The organism is Salicibibacter cibi (assembly GCF_016495865.1).
Taxonomy (GTDB): domain Bacteria; phylum Bacillota; class Bacilli; order Bacillales; family Marinococcaceae; genus Salicibibacter; species Salicibibacter cibi.
The window spans coordinates 491883-509363 of sequence record NZ_CP054706.1 but is presented as its reverse complement, the minus strand read 5'-3'; the positions used below and the strand labels follow the sequence as shown (position 1 = coordinate 509363).

General features: G+C 42.0%; 16 protein-coding genes and 1 pseudogene. 9 read left to right on the top strand and 8 right to left on the bottom strand.

Features of this window, described 5'->3' with window-relative positions; genetic code table 11:
• The first annotated feature begins 59 nt into the window (after positions 1-59).
• The 7 genes and pseudogenes from HUG20_RS02540 to HUG20_RS02510 all read left to right on the top strand — a co-directional run bounded on the left by HUG20_RS02540 (position 60) and on the right by HUG20_RS02510 (position 7734).
• Entirely contained in the window at positions 60-1280 is a 1221-nt protein-coding gene (locus tag HUG20_RS02540) for a CaiB/BaiF CoA transferase family protein (protein WP_200087710.1), read from the top strand.
• A 21-nt stretch (positions 1281-1301) separates the two neighbouring features.
• A complete protein-coding gene (locus tag HUG20_RS02535) occupies positions 1302-2099 on the top strand; it encodes an enoyl-CoA hydratase-related protein (protein ID WP_200087695.1) in 798 nt (265 codons plus the stop codon).
• Positions 2100-2126: 27 nt separating this feature from the next.
• The gene (locus HUG20_RS02530; protein ID WP_200087693.1) at positions 2127-2645 is read left to right on the top strand and encodes a gamma carbonic anhydrase family protein; all 519 of its coding nucleotides are present in this window, start codon (positions 2127-2129) and stop codon (positions 2643-2645) included.
• 275 nt (positions 2646-2920) lie between these two features.
• Positions 2921-4216, top strand: a complete 1296-nt coding sequence (locus HUG20_RS02525; RefSeq protein ID WP_200085837.1) for a transposase — start codon at positions 2921-2923, stop codon at positions 4214-4216.
• Positions 4217-4674: 458 nt separating this feature from the next.
• The gene (locus HUG20_RS02520; protein WP_200087690.1) at positions 4675-5622 is read left to right on the top strand and encodes a Bug family tripartite tricarboxylate transporter substrate binding protein; all 948 of its coding nucleotides are present in this window, start codon (positions 4675-4677) and stop codon (positions 5620-5622) included.
• A gap of 33 nt (positions 5623-5655) precedes the next feature.
• Positions 5656-6639, top strand: a pseudogene (locus tag HUG20_RS02515) (Ldh family oxidoreductase).
• Positions 6640-6663: 24 nt separating this feature from the next.
• Positions 6664-7734 carry an aldehyde dehydrogenase family protein gene (locus tag HUG20_RS02510; protein ID WP_200087687.1) on the top strand — a complete coding sequence of 357 codons (1071 nt, stop codon included), beginning with the start codon at positions 6664-6666 and terminating at the stop codon, positions 7732-7734.
• A gap of 9 nt (positions 7735-7743) precedes the next feature.
• Here HUG20_RS02510 and HUG20_RS02505 read toward each other — a convergent pair whose 3' ends face one another.
• Entirely contained in the window at positions 7744-8421 is a 678-nt protein-coding gene (locus tag HUG20_RS02505; protein WP_200084871.1) for a transposase, read from the bottom strand.
• Positions 8422-8427: 6 nt separating this feature from the next.
• Entirely contained in the window at positions 8428-8985 is a 558-nt protein-coding gene (locus HUG20_RS02500; RefSeq protein ID WP_200084872.1) for a helix-turn-helix domain-containing protein, read from the bottom strand.
• Between the two features lie 76 nt (positions 8986-9061).
• Here HUG20_RS02500 and HUG20_RS02495 point away from each other — a divergent pair, with 76 nt between their 5' ends.
• Both HUG20_RS02495 and HUG20_RS02490 read left to right on the top strand, forming a co-directional pair.
• On the top strand, positions 9062-9442 hold the full coding sequence (locus HUG20_RS02495; protein ID WP_200087685.1) for an aldehyde dehydrogenase family protein: 381 nt from the start codon (positions 9062-9064) through the stop codon (positions 9440-9442).
• Positions 9443-9470: 28 nt separating this feature from the next.
• Positions 9471-10673 carry a hydroxyacid-oxoacid transhydrogenase gene (locus HUG20_RS02490; RefSeq protein WP_200087682.1) on the top strand — a complete coding sequence of 401 codons (1203 nt, stop codon included), beginning with the start codon at positions 9471-9473 and terminating at the stop codon, positions 10671-10673.
• 135 nt (positions 10674-10808) lie between these two features.
• Here HUG20_RS02490 and HUG20_RS02485 read toward each other — a convergent pair whose 3' ends face one another.
• The 6 genes from HUG20_RS02485 to HUG20_RS02460 all read right to left on the bottom strand — a co-directional run bounded on the left by HUG20_RS02485 (position 10809) and on the right by HUG20_RS02460 (position 17477).
• The gene (locus tag HUG20_RS02485) at positions 10809-12311 is read right to left on the bottom strand and encodes a tripartite tricarboxylate transporter permease (RefSeq protein ID WP_200087680.1); all 1503 of its coding nucleotides are present in this window, start codon (positions 12309-12311) and stop codon (positions 10809-10811) included.
• Positions 12312-12349: 38 nt separating this feature from the next.
• Positions 12350-12856, bottom strand: coding sequence for a tripartite tricarboxylate transporter TctB family protein (locus HUG20_RS02480; protein ID WP_200087677.1), 507 nt, complete (start codon positions 12854-12856; stop codon positions 12350-12352).
• A gap of 31 nt (positions 12857-12887) precedes the next feature.
• Entirely contained in the window at positions 12888-13832 is a 945-nt protein-coding gene (locus HUG20_RS02475) for a Bug family tripartite tricarboxylate transporter substrate binding protein (protein ID WP_200087674.1), read from the bottom strand.
• Between the two features lie 16 nt (positions 13833-13848).
• A complete protein-coding gene (locus HUG20_RS02470) occupies positions 13849-14856 on the bottom strand; it encodes a 4-hydroxythreonine-4-phosphate dehydrogenase PdxA (protein ID WP_200087671.1) in 1008 nt (335 codons plus the stop codon).
• 308 nt (positions 14857-15164) lie between these two features.
• A complete protein-coding gene (pdxA, locus tag HUG20_RS02465) occupies positions 15165-16172 on the bottom strand; it encodes a 4-hydroxythreonine-4-phosphate dehydrogenase PdxA (RefSeq protein WP_200087668.1) in 1008 nt (335 codons plus the stop codon).
• 18 nt (positions 16173-16190) lie between these two features.
• Positions 16191-17477 carry a four-carbon acid sugar kinase family protein gene (locus HUG20_RS02460; RefSeq protein WP_200087666.1) on the bottom strand — a complete coding sequence of 429 codons (1287 nt, stop codon included), beginning with the start codon at positions 17475-17477 and terminating at the stop codon, positions 16191-16193.
• Positions 17478-17481 lie beyond the last annotated feature (4 nt).

The window sequence follows — 17481 nt, the reverse complement described above, 5'->3', positions numbered from 1 at the left end:
GACTTATATTTTATCAGATTCGTCAAGATGTATAAACTATAGAAATTAGAGGTGAAAAAATGGGACCTTTAGACGGGTTAGTCGTTCTTGATGCTTCACAAATTATGGCAGGGCCATATTGCACGATGGTGCTCGCTGACCTTGGTGCCGAGGTAATTAAGGTAGAGAAAACACAAGGTGGGGACGATTCAAGACAAATGGGACCCTACGTCAACGGAGAATCCACCAGCTTTTTTCAAATCAATAGAAATAAAAAGAGTATTTCACTAAATCTTAAAAATGATGAAGGTATTGAAGCATTTTACAAAATTGCTAAAAAAGCAGATGTCATTGTGGAAAATTTTAGACCTGGTGTTACTAAATCGTTACAAATTGACTATGAATCAATGAAACAACTCAAAGAAGATATTATTTACTGCTCGATTTCCGGTTATGGGCAAACTGGCCCTTACTCGCACAAAGGCTCATTCGACCTTGTTGCTCAGGGAATGACCGGTTTAATGAGCATGACGGGTGAACCTGACTCCAGGCCCATGAAATCCGGGATTGCAGTTTATGATATTGGGGCAGGCATTACAGCTGCTTACGCGATCATGGCCGCTTATATTCATAAATTAAAGACAGGCGAAGGCCAAAATGTTGATTTATCCCTTGCTGAAATTGGTTTACCTTGGTTCACGTGGGAAGCAGCCTCTTATTTCGCTGAGGGGACAATTCCTAAACCAACAGGAGGACGTCATCGGGTTTCGGCGCCCTATCAAGCCATTCAAACACGGGATGGGTATATGATGTTAGGTGCTGCAAATCAAAAAACATGGGAAAATTTGTGTGTGAACGTGATAGAAAAACCTGAATGGATACAAGATCCCCGATACAAAACGAACTCCTTAAGAAAAGAAAATATTGATGAACTAGAACGGGACTTAGAAACGATTTTCACTCAACAGGATAAGCAATATTGGGTGGATAAATGCGAGGACGCCGGTGTTCCAGCAGGTCCTATAAATAATTTTGAAGAAGCTGTTCAAGACCCCCATTATATCGAACGGGAGATGGTCACTGAAGTTAGCCATCCTGTCATGGGAAACATGAAAATGATGGGCATCCCTACAAAATTCTCAGAAACACCAGGTGCCGTGCGTCGCGCTGCCCCCTTACATGGAGAGCACACACAAGAGATCCTTCAAACTTTCGGGTACGATTTAGAAACCATTAAACACATGGAAAATGAGGGAGCCATTCGCTCGTATAACGAGCAAATTTCTACCCAAAATTTATAATGCCAAGGAGTGAAGTCAACCATGGAAGAAACAAAGACTGAAAAGGATATTTATTACGAAGTTAACGACGAGATTGCCACCATCTATTTTAATCGCTCCCACAAAAGAAATGCGCTAACCTATGACATTTGGAGAGAAATCCCCAAAATTATTGAAGAATGTGAAGATAATCCGAATGTAAAAATGATTATCTTTCAAAGCGTCGATGAAAAAGCTTTCTCAGCGGGCGCAGATATTAGTGAGTTTAAGACGCACCGCTACACAGCAGAAAGTGCCTCTCATTACAATGATGTAACTATGAAAGCTGAAAAAGCCATTATGAATGTTTCAAAGCCTACCATTGCTATGATACAAGGGTTTTGCGTAGGTGGCGGATGTGAAATTGCTGTGGCCTGTGATTTCCGCTTTAGCGATGAAAATGGCAAATTCGGCATTACTCCCGCTCGGTTAGGGCTTGTCTATAACACACCTGGCACAAAAAACCTTGTTGACCTTGTGGGTCCGGCAAAAGCTAAAGACATTTTATACACCGGCCGTTTAATAACGGCAGAAGAAGCTCTCGGAATCGGATTAATTGATCGGGTTATCAGCAGTGAAGATATTCAAGAGGAAACGGGGGCCTACGCCGGTACCATTTGTAATAACGCACAATTTGCCGTGCGAGGTTCTAAACGTATAGTACATGAAGTGCTTGAAGGTGCTACTGAAGATTCGGATGAAACGGCTCAGCTAATCCTCGATTCCTTTGTTTCGGAAGACTATCAAGAAGGCGTAAATGCTTTTCTCGAAAAAAGGAAAGCACATTTCAAATACTCCTGAACTTAACTCAAGAAAGGAAAGTGAGCCATGATCTATAATTTGGGCGCACATAAACCTAACATTCATCCAACGACTTATCTAGCGCCAGGGGCTTATATTATCGGTCAAGTTGAACTTCAGGAAAACACCTCTGTATGGTTCACATCGGTCATAAGAGGAGATAATGAGTCGATCACCGTAGGTGCCGGAACTAATATACAAGAAGGTAGTATTCTACATGTCGATCCTGGATATCCTCTTGTGATTGATAAAGATGTTACGATCGGGCATCGTGCCGTTGTACATGGGTGTACGATTGATGAAGGAGCAATGATAGGAATGGGTGCCGTTATTCTTAACGGTGCCCATATAAAAAAGGGAGCCGTTGTGGCGGCAGGTGCTGTCGTAGGAGAAAATAAAATTATCGAAGAAGAAATGATAGCCGCTGGTGTTCCTGCAAAAGAAAGAAAAGCAGTTTCAAACAATTTAAGAGAAAGTGTCAAAGCGGGAACAGATTTTTATAAAAGAAATGGGAAGCGCTTTCTTGAAGAACAAATTAAGTCCTAGTACAGGACCGCTGAAATAAGTGGTCACATCTGCAAAAGCATCTATTCGTTGAGCTAATTGCGCTGTTTCAAAACCGTTGCCGCACAAGGGGTGCGAGTGACGTAAAAAAATATTTTCTCCCAAAATCAAACGGAATTAAAGGCTTGGCGAAGGTCAAAAGCACGGATCCTGATACATCGACCCCAAATCATAAAAAAACAGGTGAAACCGCTCCACTAGTGGGTTAGAATAGTTATAGACAAAAAACCAACTATTACCCTGGAGGGTCACCTGTTATGGCTATTATACCACAAATGAGCTTGTTTTCATGGGAAGATCTTGCGGATCTTGGAGATTTGGAACGCTTACGTTTGGTGCTCGATTATTTACCGGATGAAGCGTTGATGCGAACGTTGGAGAAAAAACGATATAAAGGGCGAAATGAATACCCTGTTCGCGCGATGTGGAATACGATGCTTGCAGGGGTTGTCTTTGAGCACACATCGATTGAATCATTGCGTCGGGAATTGAGCCGCAATGGACAGCTACGCGAATTGTGTGGCCTCACCGTGATCGTGCCCCCTGCTTATGTATATACGCGCTTTTTAAAAAAGCTGCGGGCGCACGAATCAAAGGTTGAAGCGATTTTTGAAACGATGGTGGAACAATTGAGCGAGCTCCTCCCTGATTTCGGGAAGGCCCTTGCGATCGATGGTAAGGCAGTAGACTCTTTTGCGAAGGGAAAACATAAGGATGAGGATCCTGACGGACGCCGTGATACCGATGCCGATTATGGGAAGAAAGAATATAAGGGGAAACACAAAGACGGGACGATCTGGAACAAAGTGATCAAATGGTTCGGCTATAAAATCCACCTGATCGTCGACGCGGCCTATGAATTGCCTGTGGCTTATTCAGTTACGAAAGCATCGGTGCCCGATATTAACGCCGGTCATGATATGATCAATGAGCTTGAAAAAGAACGCCCTTGGCTTTTGGGACAAGCAGAAACACTCGCCGGTGATCGCGGTTACGATGACACCAAAATGCTTGAGCGGCTGTGGGATGACCATCAAACCAAGCCTGTCATTGATATCCGGGACATGTGGAAAGATGGCGAGGACACGCGCCAACTGATGGACATTGAAAATGTCACGCATGACTATAAAGGCACCGTGTACTGTCACTGCCCGCTGACCGGGAAAGAGCGCGAAATGGCGAATGGGGGCTTTGAGAAAGATCGAGCCACCCTCAAAAAGCGTTGTCCGGCCAAACAATATGGCATCACCTGTGAAGGACAAGCGGAGTGTCCGATTGCCCAAGGAATTCGGATTCCGCTCAAGGAGGACCGCCGGATCTTCACGCCGATCGATCGAGCCAGTTACACATGGGCGAAGGCATACGCGAAACGAACGGCCGTGGAACGTGTGAACAGCCGGCTTGACGTCTCCTTTGGCTTCGAACAGCATACCACACGCGGGCAAAAGAAGATGAAAATGAAAACTGGGTTGGCTCTGTGCACGATGTTGGCGATGGCTTTAGGCCATATCCAAGAAGGCCGCCCGGAAAAAATGCGAAGCTTGGTTTCCTGAAAGCATCCACATGTGGGAAACCGAATTTTAAAACAGTTTTTGTGGATAACAGGGTACGTGTGTCTTTTTTGAGGTATAAAAACGAATGATATTCGAATAGTAGCGATTTTGGTTCGTGGAAGGAAATTTTAAGGCGTTTTCAACAAAAAACCAGGAGTGAACCTGGTCCCGTTTTTACGCCTAAAGCGCAAAAATCGTTACAACGCAAAAAGCTCTCGTTATGTTTCCATCGACATTTGTCATCAGTCTTGCGCCCAAGTGTAGAGTGGAGGTCATATAAAACCGGAGTACGACATGTGAAGCGGTAAATCTGGCTTTGAGATGTCGTATAAAGCCAGAGTACGACCTGTTAATCCCAAAAACCTATTCAATTGAGGGTGGGAGAACGATGTTCGCGTGATCGTACCTCTAATGAGTCCTAGAGCTAAAATTAATTTTAAAATCAAGGAGGGTTTATTTTGAACATAAGAGTATTATTAGCCGCCGTGGGTGTATCAGCATTGTTAGCCGGTTGTGAAGCAACGAGTTCAGGTAGTGAGGAGGATTTTCCAACAAGAGATATCGAGATGTTAGTTGGACATGGTCCTGGAGGGGGAACGGATGTTTATGCTAGGACGGTAGCTGATTTACTAGAAGATGAATTAGGGGCGAATATAAATGTCGTCAATATGGAAGGAGCTGGTGGAGCAACAGCTAAAAACGAAGCGGCTATCCGAGATGGAGACGGGCATTCAATGATCGCTGTATCTGCAGTTGCCGTAACAACCGCGTTAGGAAATTTCAATGAAGGCTTAGATGGCTTGCGACCTGTGGCTAGAATGCAAAGCGATGTCGCTACCATTATGGCTAACCCGGAACAATATGATAATTTTGACGAGCTTGTGGAGGCGGCTGAAGATGGCGGTGTCGAGATTGGGGGGACAGGAGCTGGAGGTAATGATGAAGTCATCGTTGAATTATTGGCTGAAGAAACAGGTTTGGATATCAATTATGTTGCTTTTGAAGGAGCAGGAGATATGCATGCGGCCGCATTAGGCGGACATATAGATGCCATTTTTGAAGAAATTGGCCCGACTATTGATTATGTTGAATCTGAAGAACTACTCCCCCTAATCGTGCTGAATGAGGAAAGGTTAGACGATTTTGAAGATGTTCCTACTACTGTTGAAAACGATATCGATGTTACTAATGGTGTCGAGAGGGGGATAATGGTACCTAGAGATACCCCCACTGAAATAGTGACACAAATAGAAGACGCTTTACAAAACGTATATGAGACTGAGGAGTACCAACAACATGTTGAAGATCAATTCTTGACGTACCGGGAAGGTTGGTTAGGTTCTGACGAATATGACGAGAAATTAGCAGAGGATATAGAAAACTATACTGAAATAGTTGGTCAATAGTTTAGTATGAATTACGCCTTCTGGAGTGGTAATATGGAAGATAAAATAGTCCATCATAATGACTTAAAACAACTGATTTCTAACCAGTTATCTAATGTAGGGGTCCCCAATTACATGCGGAAATAACTGCTGAAGTGCTTGTTCATGCTGACTTACGTGGAGTGAACTCCCACAGATCACTGCGAACAGAACACTATTGTAAGCGTATTAAAGCAGGAGGAATTAAAACAGACCCAAATTTTTCGACTCAAAATAAGAACAACAATACATTCCTTTTTGATGGTGATCACGGCTTAGGTCATGTAGTTGCTCAAAAAGCTATGGAGTTATCCATGGAAAGTGCCCGGGAAAATGGGACAGGTATAGTTGGAGTTATAAATAGCAGCCACTGCGGGGCGCTTTCCTATTTTGTTCAACAGGCGACTGAAAAGGGTTTATTGGCCATAATGATGACGCATACTGATCAATATGTCGTTCCTTATGGCGGAGCACAACCTTTTTTCGGCACTAACCCAATCGCATTGGGTGTGCCGGCGTTACAACACAAACCAATTGTACTGGATATGGCTACAAGTAGCGCTGCGTTTGGTAAAGTGTTAAAAGCAAGAGAATCAGGAGTGGATATACCCGATGATTGGGGTGTAAATGCTGAAGGGGTGCCGGTCACAGATCCAAATGAAGTTCTCGCCATGCTCCCGTTTGGCGGTGGTAGACATTTTCTCAGGTATTTTAACAGGCTCCGGTTTCGGGCCACACATTACACCTATGTATGGAAACTATGAACAAAATAGAGAACTCGGTCATTTTATACTTGTCATAGATCCCGGACTATTTATCCCTCAAAATATGTTCTATCAGCAAGTCGACCAGATGATTGACGAACTTCATTCATCTACACCCGCTAAGGGCTTTTCGAATGTATACGTACCGGGTGAACCAGAACAAATACTATCTGAAAAAAGATTTGAAAAAGGCATCCCAATACCATCGTCTGTTTATGATTTTCTGAACTCCTAGGAGTTTTGATAAGGGGGAAGAACAATGACTACACAAACTTCAAAACACTATGGAAATCTGGTTAACGGTGAATGGATAAAAAATGACGATACCTTTGTCGTTGAAAATAAATATGCCCATGAACCTTTTGCTTATGTCAGTAAAGCAGATAAACAAATAATTAATAAAGCAATAACAAATGCATCCAATACCTTTCGGGAAATAAGGATGACAGCTACTGAACGTTACCATATTCTCACAAGATCTGCTGAATTGTTTAAAGAACAAAAAGAAGAAATCGCTCTTGTAATCTGCCGTGAAGCAGGTAAAACCATCAATGATGCTAGAGCTGAAGTAGATCGCGGAATTCAAACCTTTATTGCATCAGCTGAAGAAGCGAAGAAAATAACCGGTCAAGGGTTGCCCATTCATGGGCAACCTCATAACGAAGAGAAAATGGCCTTTACCATTCGTGCTCCGGTTGGAGTCATATGTGCCATTACGCCATTTAATTTTCCTTTTAATTTAACGGCTCATAAAGTTGCCCCAGCGATCGCTGCCGGTAACACAATTGTTTTAAAACCGGCTGAAAAAACTCCGGTTACTGCTATTAAAATGGCTGAAATATTGCTCGAAGCTGGTTTACCAAGCGGTTTTATTAATGTCGTAAATGGCTATGGTCAAGACACAGGCTCTGTTCTTTTAAAAGATGACAGAATATCAATGTATACATTCACAGGAAGCCCTAATGTAGGCAAGGAAATTAAACATAAATCCGGGATAAGAAAAGTGACACTTGAATTAGGCAATAATTCTCCGAATGTTATTCATCATGATACTATAGATTTAAAGAGAGCGGTACAATTAGTTGTGTCCAAAGGTTTCTCATACTCAGGTCAAGCCTGCATTGCTGTCCAACGCGTATATGTTCATCGTGATATATATGAAGAAGTTATTGACGTGGCTACAAGACTAGCAGAATCTTTAACTGTTGGAAACCCAGAGTTAGAAACGACAAATATAGGTCCGATGATTAGTATTGAAGAAGCCGAAAGGACGGAGAATTGGATAAAAGAAGCCTTAAACGAGGGGGCTAACCTAGTGCAGAATGGCTGAAATAAACGATCACACCTGTAAAGGACGACCTTTGTAGGTCCAACGAAACGGCTTGGCTAGAATTCGATTGTAATAATCGATGTATTGAGCCAAACGATGAGCCAAGTCTTCGACCGAATGAAAGCTTGCTCTCGGATTGATTAAATCACGGGATAGAATGCTAAACCAAAGTTCAATTTGATTGAGCCATGAGCAGTGCTTTGGTGTATAAATAAACCGGATACGATGATGCTTGTCTTTGAGAAATTTCTTTCGGGTCTTTTGAGACTTTAGAATGCCGGAACGTCTTTTTTGACCGAGCGAATCCTGTGGAATACCGCATTGTTCAGCGACAAAACGGACCAAAGATTCGGATTGATGTGTATTGAGTTGATCTGCCACAAAAACATACGAAGCCTCCGGATCTTGATCTATAACGTTTCCAATGTGCTCAACAAAGTCTTCTTCTTTTCGGGTTGGTCGAATCATTGGAGCCACGATTCTTCCCGTTTGAACGTCCCGGGAGGCAATCAGTCCGGTTGTTCCATGTCGGATATATTCTTGTTCTCGTTTTTCCGGAGAACCCGGCTTCATCGGTTTTAATGCACGGGCATGTTCCAAGGCTTGAATGCCAGTTTTTTCATCCGTGCATAGGACATACTCGTCTCGCTTCGTCGCTTCTTGATAGATGTCACAAACGTCTCCCATTTCTTCTCAATGCTGTTCGGGATCATCAATCTTTGGATTCAACCATACGTTGCTTTGATGGGGTTTTAGGTCGGCCGCATTTAAAAAACGCGAGACACTTCTGGTTGAAATACTTTCCACGATACCTTCTTCCTTCGCTTGTCGAGCGAGTTTTCCGTGTGTCCAATGGCTAAACGGTAAATCTTTGTCTTTCGGAGACTGACAAGATAAGGTCCATATTTGGGCGACCTGTTCATCTGTAAAGAAACGTGGCTTTCCCGACCGTTGTTCATCGCTAAGGACGGAATGGATCGCTTCTTTTAACGCCCGCGGCCGTTCGGTTTCAATTTGAGCGATGGCTTCGGCTGAATGAGCCCAACGATTGCGCCACTTTTTGACCTGGTTTCGGTTAAGATGACTCTGCCTTGAGATTTGTTTATTGTTCATACCATCGGTGGCTTGCAAGATGATATGCGCACGTGTTTTCAGATGAAGAGGCGTATGCGTCCCTCTGTCCAGTTTTTCAAGGATTTGACGTTCTTTTTGACTGAGTTCTATGGTTGCCGCTTGTCGAGTAACCATCATGGCACTCACCCCGTATCTATGATTCTACGAACAGGATAACATTGGGGTGAGAGGATAATTCAACCATCGTGCACTAGTGACAGGTGGTAAAAGAGAAGGGGCACTATTTTATCCTACCATTTTAACCAATGTTACTGAGAATATGAAAGTTATGTGCGAAGAGGTATTCGCACCAGTGATTAGTATTGTACCATTTGATGACATCGATGACGTTTTCACAAAAGTAAACGATTCAAAATATGGATTACAGGCAGGTGTATTTACTTCTAACTTACACATTGCAATGAGAGCTGTCCAAGCACTGGAATTTGGTGGCGTAAATATTAATGATGTGTCAACTTTCCGTGCAGACACTCTTCCATATGGCGGTGTAAAAGATAGTGGTATCGGTAAAGAGGGACCGCATAATGCGATTAAAGAAATGACGAATGAAAAGGTCATTACGATGCACATATAATTCACACAAATGAAAGGAAAGTGAACTCGTGAGAAATACTTGGGAATATTTTTCAACAAAGAATATCATTTTCGGGAACGGAGCCATACAAAAAATTGATGGGATTCTAAGACGTTTTAATGCCAAGAACGTTTTTATCATTACAGATCAAGGCATTGTCCAAACAGGAATTCTGGAAAAAGTGTTGCAGTACCTGAAATTGCATCGTTATCAATGTGTTGTATACGATCAAGCTACTCCAGAACCTCCTATTTCCAGTGTCATGGAAGCCTACGATTTTGCACAGGGCGAAAATAATACAGACGTTATTATTGGTCTTGGCGGAGGCAGTAGTATAGATTTAGCCAAAGTCGTTGCTTTACTGATGGAACACGGCGGTCATCCAAGAAATTACTTTGAAGAAGGAAATGTACCGGGACCCATTGCCCCACTAATAGCCATTCCTACTACCGCCGGAACAGGTTCAGAAGTTACTTCAGTGGCTGTTGTGAATGATACCGACAATGATTTAAAGGTGGGGATTTCCGACAATTATTTACGACCAGCTGTCGCTTTACTGGATCCGAAATTAACAATAGGGTTACCTCCTTATGTTACAGCATGTTCAGGCATTGATGCTTTATCGCATGCCATTGAATCATACACGGCTTTAGAATATAAACATATAAAGGCTTCAGAAGATATTCTTTTCCAAGGTTCTTTCCCTATAACAGATGCATTGGCATTAAAAGCGATTGAACTTATTTACGAGAATCTTGTGCTGGCCGTACATCAAGGTAGCAACCTTGAAGCTCGTGCCAGTATGCTTGCTGGGAGTGTGCTAGCCGGTATGGCTTTTTCAAATGCCGGAAATGCTTTGGGTCATGCCCTAGCCTATCCTATAGGAGGTAAGGTTAAATCCCCACATGGGGAGATTACAGGGCTTCTACTACCGTATGTCATGCGCTATAACCTTTCAACCTCAAAAAATAAAATGACAAAAATTGCTCAGGTTTTCGAATTGAATGGTGGAAAGCATGCAGCTAAAGACGTGGAGTTATCTCCAGCAGACGCTGTCCAACAGCTTGTAAAGGATATTGGGCTTCCCACTAAACTTTCAACAATTGGCATTAAGGAAGAAGAGTTACAAGAGATTTCCAATAAAACTCTTCATATTGAACGTTTGATTCGTAACAATCCAAGAAATCCTAGAGAAGAGGATTTAGTGGCGTTACTTAAGCGAGCTTACTAATTAGTAGAACTGCCTTATCTTGCAGCAAAAAATCTGCCATGATGAAGAAGTCATCATGGCGGATTTTTATTCCTCAAAGGGATATAATGGCGAGTCTTGTTTTTTGTTCCATGGCGTCGATTATACTGAAAGTTATTATCCAGATTGTACTTGAGATGAAGATCCTTTTTTCTTAAAGAATTTCTTAATAAGCGGATATACCAGGAACAAAACAGCTAAGATTATCAACGTAGCACTGACCGGGCGCTCGAAAAAGACAAACCAGTTACCTCCGGACATTTGCAGTGAACGACGGAATTCATCTTCTGCAATAGGACCTAATACCACGCCTAAAACAATGGGGGCGACGGGGAAGTTTATTCTTGTAAACAAATATCCTAACGCCCCGAAAAGAAGCATAACCCATACATCAAATATAGAGTTTCGAACGGCAAAGGTTCCGATGATGCAAAACATAAGAATAATTGGTCCTAAAATGTAATAAGGAATATTTATGATCTTCGTAAATAATTTAATAAATGGCTTGGAACAAACGATAATCGCTATATTAACAATCAGTAACCCGATAAAAACAGAGTAGACTAAATCGCTTTGGGACTGTAACAAATTGGGACCTGGCTGAAGACCATGTAGAATAAACGCTCCGATCAAAACGGCGGTTGTCGCACTGCCTGGAATACCCAGGGCGAGTAATGGAACCAACGCGCCCATAGCAGCCGAGTTATTCGCAGATTCCGGCGCCGCAATCCCTTCCGGGGCTCCTTTGCCGAATTTTTTTGGATTTTTTGACCAACGTACAGTCTCACTATAACTGAGCATGGATGCGGTTGTGGCACCAACACCAGGCAAAATCCCAATAAATGTCCCCATCAATGAAGATCTGGTAATCGTCCCGTAGATCTTTCTAAAGATTTCTTTTTCAAATATTGTTATTTTCGTACTTGATGCTTGTTGCTTTTCCTTTGTATTTTCCCGCCCTTTCTTCAATACTTCAGCTACAGCGAATAACCCTATTAAAACGGGGATTAACTCAACTCCTGCCATTAGACTATTCATGTCGAAGGTATACCGATGAGTTCCAGATAGAGGATCGATCCCGATTGTAGCGATAAATAGCCCAAAAGCGACGCCAATAATTCCCTTTGATAGTTGACCTGCACTTAATGAAGCGACGACTGTGAGTCCTAATAATGCCAGTCCAAAAAATTCCGGAGAAGAAAACGTTAAGGCAACACTGGCGAGTACCGGAGTTAGAAATATCAGCACTAATGTCCCGAAAATTCCTCCTATACCCGAACTCACAATAGCAATCCCCAACGCACGACTACTATGTCCGCTTCTAGCCATCGGATAGCCATCGAAAACGGTGGGTACTGCCTCCGGGGTCCCTGGAGTCCGGAATAAGATGGCGCTGATCATTCCTGAAAATACCGTGGCCGCATAGATGGCCGTGAGCAACAGAAAGGCACTCGTGGTATCAAAATCATAAGTGATTGGCAATAAGATCACGACAAGCATCGTTCCGCTGATACCCGGAAGCGCTCCACCCAAAAAACCGATAAATATGGCTGATAATAAAATTAATATATTAAGGGGTTGAAACACCGTTTCAAGCCCCATGAGCAAATTTTCAATCACGATAGACGCCTCCCAATCAAAAGGTGTTACCGGAACATTTAGTACAATAGAAAGCTGAGGTCATTGAGTATTCCAGTTCCTCGCGGTAACGGAATGTTGAGCAAAACACCGAACATGAACACAAAAAGAGCTGTCGTAATGAGTGATACACCACTATTAACGAGCCAATTCTTTGATCCCATCCTCCTAATCACAAAAAGGATAAAAAGAACACTAATTAAGAAAAAACCTAATATTGGAACAAGGATTAAGTAACCAACTAACCCGCTTAGCAAATACCAATGGTTATTTGCATCAATCACTTCTCCGTCTAGCATATTTTCTTCTTCATCTGATTCCGTTTCTTCTTGCTTATCTTGGGAACGTGTCTCCTGTACCAGAAGGACCATGGCTGCTAAAAGCATCATTGAAAGGACAATAATGGGCCAACCCCCGGGTCCTAATCCAACGCTTCCTGGTTCGAAAAATGGGAGTGGTAAACCCACTGCGATAAATGTTATGGCAAAGATTATCCATATGATAGGCGTTAGCTTACTAGCAGCCATTATAATCCCCTCCTATTTCTCACGTATGATTTTAATCAACGACCTCTGAAATTCTTTCGATATCTTCCTCTAATTTTTGTGCATATTCTTCCGATCCTAACCACCCTTCTCGATATGTCAAATATTGATCTTCAGCATGTTGCTGATATTCTTCATCTTCATACACATTTTGTAAAGCACTCTCAATTGCGGAGACGATTTCATCCGGTGTATCCGCAGGTACGACGAAACCTCTTTCAACACCATCTGTGAGATCAATATCATTTTCTACAGTAGTAGGAACATCTTCAAAATCATCCAATCGCTCATCATTAAATGCTAGGAGAGGTGTTAAATCACCGGAAGCTATATACTCAACCGCAGGACCAGGTTCCTCCATCATTGCATCAATATGCCCACCTAAAGCAGCTGCATGCATATCTCCTGCTCCTTCAAAAGAAACATAGTTGATATCTAGGCCTGTTTCCTCAATTAGTAAATGTGTAGTGATTTCGTCCATATCACCTGATCCGACACCGCCGACTTCAACACCCCCATTTTCAGCCGCTTCTACAAAATCCTCATAATCTTCGTATACTTCCGGGTTAGCTAAAATGGTAAAAACATCTGACTGCATTCTTGCTACAGGTCGAAGATCTTCTAGCCCTTGAATGTTTCCTTGAGCTGTCGCTGGAGCAAATGCAGAGCTAGCGACAAGTGTATAACCGTCCCCTTCCCGAGATGCCGCTTCATTTTTCGCTGTCGCTCCACCTGCGCCTTCCATATTGACGATATTTATATTGACGCCTAGTTCCTCTTCTAATAACTCCCCAACTGTTCTTGCAAAGACATCAGTTCCTCCACCTGGCCCATGACCAACAAGTATTTCGATGTCTCTTGTCGGATAATCTTCTGCACTTTCAGAACCACCTACAGCTTCACAACCACTCAGTAGAGCTGAAAGTCCGATCACAGCAAATAAAACTCTTCCTTTCATTAAAGACCCCCCTTAATTATTTTTTTGTGGCTTTCCTTGTAATTAAATTTTGGGCTTTTCTCATTGCATGAATCATCGCACCTGCATCTGCTTTATTTTTTCCGGCTATATCAAAAGCTGTACCGTGAGCCGGTGTCGTCAAAATGACTGGCAATCCCCCACTAATTGTTACTCCTCTATTAAAACCTAATAATTTCATGCCTATCTGTGCTTGATCATGATACATGGCGATCATACAATCATAATCAAGCTTCTTACGTTCATTTAAAATAGTGTCGGAAGGATAAGGGCCGGCGACATTAATTCCTTCCTCTTGTGCCTTTTCAATGGCAGGGGATATAATCTCCGATTCTTCATCCCCCAATAATCCATTGTCACCCGCGTGGGGATTCAAGGCTGCGACCGCCAATTTGGGATTATCAATATCGGCTTGTTTTAAGATGCCATTAGCAAACTCAATGGTTCTTTTCACCCTATCCTTTGAAATATTTTCTCTCACTTCTCGCAACGGAATATGAGAAGTTACCCTGGTCACCCATAGGTCGTCCATTACATTAACTTCGCCAAATCCTTCCTTGCAATTTAACAAATCTGCGAAAAAGTGTAGATCATCGTGAAAATTGAAACCACCTTTATGAAGAGCATTCTTGTTTAATGGACCATATACGACAGCATCCGCGTAGTTATCTAATGCAATATCCATTGCGTATTTCAATGCCTCACCTGATTGTTTGCCTGAAGCTGCCGAAAGTTCACCGATATTATAATCGTTTTTATTCATATTATTTAAATCTATAAGCCAGAGATCTTCTCTCTGCGAGTCAAATTCCTCGATACTTGAAATCTTATTATAGTTCAACGTCTTACCGGCAATGTTCATTCCCTTGTTAAAAACATCTTCATCACCAACGATAATCCAGTTCGCACTATCACGAACTTCTTTATCATTTAACGCCTTAACAACAAGTTCAGGACCAATTCCTGATGAATCTCCTAATGTTAATGCAATGGTTTGTTTATCCATCTGCCACACACCTTTCAATTATATTTGTAATAACCTTATTAAGCGCTTTCATTTCTTGCGTTATTTTTATCTATATAACCAACTTATTGAAACTAGGTGAATTGTAATGTATATATCCCTCCTTTACTCAACAACGAATATAAAGAGTTCTTTATATGGTAGGAATCCAGTAGTTTTGTTTCATTCCCTCCCAAGCATTGGTTTTAAATAATAAACTTGGTTTTTTATATCAACTATATTTAAATAGAAGTGTACCAAGGGAGTAATTAAGGGTCAACTTTTTTATGAATTTTTTTGATTACAGAATTTTACTTCTGATTCGTTATAAAATAGGGGGCGTACTGTGCTGCAAGTTTAATACACTCCACCATACTGACTGCACTGGCTTTCCCGGTACCGGCAATATCAAAAGCTGTCCCATGATCAACTGAAGTTCTAAGAAATGGCAAGCCATTGGTAACTGAAATGGTTTTTTCAAAGTCAGTCATTTTCGCAGCAATATGTCCTTGATCATGATATAAAGAAAGAACGGCATCATATTTACCATTTAAAGCCTGATAAAAGACAGAATCTGCAGGCACGGGACCTTCCACTACAATCTCCGCCTCTTGCGCCCGTTGAATTCCCGGGTTGATTTCATCAATCTCTTCTGTACCGAAAAGCCCGTTTTCTCCGCTATGCGGGTTTAAACCGGCAACCGCTATTTTTCTATTTTCAATGCCTAAATGTTGCAAGGCTTGATCACAGCGAACAAGGTAATCGTAGACACGATCACTGGTCATTTGATTAATCGCCTCTCGTATAGAAACATGACGGGTTAAAAAGAAAATACGCAAATCATGGACTTCAAACATAGTCAAAGGGTCGTCAATTCCTGCCATTGCACCAAGCATTTCCGTATGACCAATGTAAGGCACTTCTGCAGCCTTTAATGACTCTTTATTAATAGGGGGAGTAGCCAGCGCCGCTGTTCTTCCTTCTTTTGTTAAATCAACAGCTTTCTCAATATACTCAAAAGCAGCCTGACCGCACTGAGCCTGCACTTCACCTTTCTGAAGCTGTTCAATGTCAATGTTATCCATATGGATTAAATATAATGTATCCGATTGGTCTTGTATCTCTTCCAGGTGTGCAATGGTCATTATAGAAAGATCAGCACTCGTTTGAGCAATCGCTTGTTCCATCACATTCTTATTTCCAATCACTAATGGATAACAATGCTTTTGTATTTCGTCCTCTGCAACTGATTTCGCTATAATTTCCGGTCCAACTCCGGAAGCATCCCCCATAGGGATGGCAATGACTGGTTTATTCAAAGTTAAAACCTCCAAGAATTAATTTACAATTCGCGTTTCAAGTGCACGTATACAATGGTCAAGGGTATTTTTATTGCCGGCTGACCCTCCCTTTGTCATGATTTTGATGCCATTAAGATCGCCGCCATTTACTTTGCCATAGGCCACTAATGGGTTGATCTCTTCCAGTAATTCAATTCCATTTGCATTAGTGAGAGAGCAAAGTGATGCCGTCACATCACCACCACTTGTCAAACAGCCTTTCACCTCCGGATTTTGTGCAATGACTTCTTTTGTAATCATTGCAAGTCCTTCAGTTATTCGTTGGGCGATGCTGTTGACTGACGTGTTCCATTCTTCCTCTAATTGTCTAAAGTTCAGCCTTTTCTGATTGGGTTTAATGGTCGTTATTAACACAATGTTATTCTGTTCCAAATGATCGGAAGCTTTTTTGATGGTTTTACTCATTTCGTCCATGCATTTTGTTGGATCAATGAACTTTTCTGGATCCACAATTATAGGAGAAACATTGCGTCGTTCAATGAAATATTGAGTTTGCTTTTCTGCCAGTTCGTTTGCACTCCCAATAGAAATGATGATTTTATCTTCCCGGTTCAAGTTTTTCATTTTCCTGTTCATATAGGCCGTCGTTAACGGGCCGGGATCAAAAGGGTTCATCCGGTATTTTGATGCAACCATAACTGTAGCAATTTTTTCTATATGGGCGTTTGTGATCGCATCAACAACAAGAATTCTAAATCCATCAGCGATGCATTGGTGAAAACTATTTTTTAAGTCACTGACACTCTGTTCGACTTCTTTGAGATCAATATGCGCTACGGAAAGACTTGTTTTTGCTCTCACTAGATCAGGAACATAGGATTTAGTCATCGGTGTTAAAGGATCTTTAGATAGATTTGTATGTTGAAGCAATGTGCCATCAACTAACAGATAACCGCCAATCACAGTTCTATTCGAATCTGGAAAAGAAGGAACAATAACCGCAATCGCTTCATTATTAAAAGCACGGATCCACTCCTCCGCTTCCGCTCCAACATTCCCTCTCATGGTACTGTCAATCCGTTTTGCGAAATTCCGAACGCCGATATATCTATATTCATCGATAACGCTTCGCAGTCGTTCCTTGGCAGCCGTCTTATCAAGGTAGCGACTATTCGTATCAATGATGGTTGCCTCGGTATCGTTTGTGTAATGCTGATGCTCAGACCAATGAAACTTTGTCATCGTTCGAAGCCCTAATTCCGCAAGACGCACACCACAGGCGTTAGCCCCTGTTAAATCGTCTGCAATGACTGCAATGTCCATTGAA

Coding starts and splice junctions, on each gene's coding strand:
- HUG20_RS02540 (WP_200087710.1), top strand. CDS start 60: ATGGGACCTTTAGACGGGTTAGTCGTTCTTGATGCTTCACAAATTATG.
- HUG20_RS02535 (WP_200087695.1), top strand. CDS start 1,302: ATGGAAGAAACAAAGACTGAAAAGGATATTTATTACGAAGTTAACGAC.
- HUG20_RS02530 (WP_200087693.1), top strand. CDS start 2,127: ATGATCTATAATTTGGGCGCACATAAACCTAACATTCATCCAACGACT.
- HUG20_RS02525 (WP_200085837.1), top strand. CDS start 2,921: ATGGCTATTATACCACAAATGAGCTTGTTTTCATGGGAAGATCTTGCG.
- HUG20_RS02510 (WP_200087687.1), top strand. CDS start 6,664: ATGACTACACAAACTTCAAAACACTATGGAAATCTGGTTAACGGTGAA.
- HUG20_RS02505 (WP_200084871.1), bottom strand. CDS start 8,421: ATGGGAGACGTTTGTGACATCTATCAAGAAGCGACGAAGCGAGACGAG.
- HUG20_RS02500 (WP_200084872.1), bottom strand. CDS start 8,985: ATGATGGTTACTCGACAAGCGGCAACCATAGAACTCAGTCAAAAAGAA.
- HUG20_RS02480 (WP_200087677.1), bottom strand. CDS start 12,856: ATGGCTGCTAGTAAGCTAACGCCTATCATATGGATAATCTTTGCCATA.
- HUG20_RS02475 (WP_200087674.1), bottom strand. CDS start 13,832: ATGAAAGGAAGAGTTTTATTTGCTGTGATCGGACTTTCAGCTCTACTG.
- HUG20_RS02470 (WP_200087671.1), bottom strand. CDS start 14,856: ATGGATAAACAAACCATTGCATTAACATTAGGAGATTCATCAGGAATT.
- HUG20_RS02460 (WP_200087666.1), bottom strand. CDS start 17,477: ATGGACATTGCAGTCATTGCAGACGATTTAACAGGGGCTAACGCCTGT.